Genomic DNA, 1271 nt, shown 5'->3' with positions numbered 1-1271 from the left:
TCGTTCGGTATCGCAGGCTCTTTGCGTCGGGACATATCGGGTCTCCTTCTTCCCCTTTATGCCCGCCCGCACACGAAATTCCTGACACTCCCGCGTCCGAGTACCGGGCGCTGGAGGCGCAGGTGCGCGAACTGCAGAGGCTGCTCGGCAAGAAGGCCATGGAGAACGAGCTGCTGCGTGAGGCCGTGTCCCGTGCCGCAGGCCCAAAAAAACTGCTCTTGCGCTCGACCTCACTGCCCGGGGACATTCTGTGACTGCGGTAGCCGATGCGCTCGGCGTCGCCCGCCCGCATCTGTCTGCGATGCGCAACCAACCACCGCCACGACCGCGCGGACGGCCACCATTGCCGGATGCCGAGCTGGTCGCCGACATCCGGGTGCTTGTCGCCGATCTGCCCACCTACGGTTATCGCCGCGTCCATGCCCTGCTGCGCCGCCAGGCTGAGCAGACCGGTCGCGCTGCTCCCAATCCCAAGCGCGTCTACCGCGTCATGAAGGTGCATGGACTGCTGCTCCAAAGAGGCGGCGGACGGCATGGGGAGCGCCGTCACGACGGTCGTGTCGCCGTCGACCAGCGCAACACTCGCTGGTGCTCCGACGGGCTGGAGATCGCCTGTGACAACGGCGAAAAGGTGCGCGTCGCGTTCGCGCTCGACTGCTGCGACCGCGAGGCCATGGGGCATGTGGCAACCACGAGCGGCATCACCGCCCAGGACGTGCAGGACCTGATGGTCGCCACCGTCGAGCACCGCTACGGTCGGGTGAACCGCGTACCCCAGCCAATCGAGTGGCTAACGGATAACGGCACCTGCTATACCGCCCGCGACACCCGCACCTTTGCCCGCGACATCGGGCTGGTGCCGCGCACCACCCCGGTCAGCAGCCCGCAGTCCAACGGCATGGCCGAGGCGTTCGTCCGCACCCTCAAGCGCGATTACGTCCGCGTGAACCCCAAGCCCGACGCGCAGACCGTCATCGCGCAGCTACCAGCTTGGCTCGACCACTATAATGAGGTGCATCCACACCGCGCCCTCGGCTACAGGTCACCCCGCGAGTTCATCGCGACAACACGCGAGGCCCTGTCAGCCAATTAGGGGGCAACAACACATGCGCGACGAGCTGCTCAACGAGACGCTGTTCTTCACCATCGGCCAGGCCCGCTCGATCCTGGCGCGCTGGGTCGACGACTACAACAACGAGCGTCCGCACTCCTCGCTCGGCTACGCCACTCCGGCAGCCTTCGCTGCCGGGCTCGAACAGCAACGGGCGGGG

Annotated in this window: 2 pseudogenes; both read left to right on the top strand. The window is 66.6% G+C overall.

The annotated features are described in order from the left end of the window. Positions 1-1093: pseudogene (locus SM191_RS19455) on the top strand (IS3 family transposase); the annotation flags it as partial. A 13-nt stretch (positions 1094-1106) separates the two neighbouring features. Beyond that, positions 1107-1271 (top strand): annotated as a pseudogene (locus SM191_RS19450) (integrase core domain-containing protein); the annotation flags it as partial.

The organism is Sphingomonas sp. 2378, assembly GCF_038084995.1.
Lineage (GTDB): Bacteria > Pseudomonadota > Alphaproteobacteria > Sphingomonadales > Sphingomonadaceae > Sphingomonas.
Note: the sequence above shows the minus strand (reverse complement) of the source record. Positions and strands in the feature narration are given on the sequence as shown.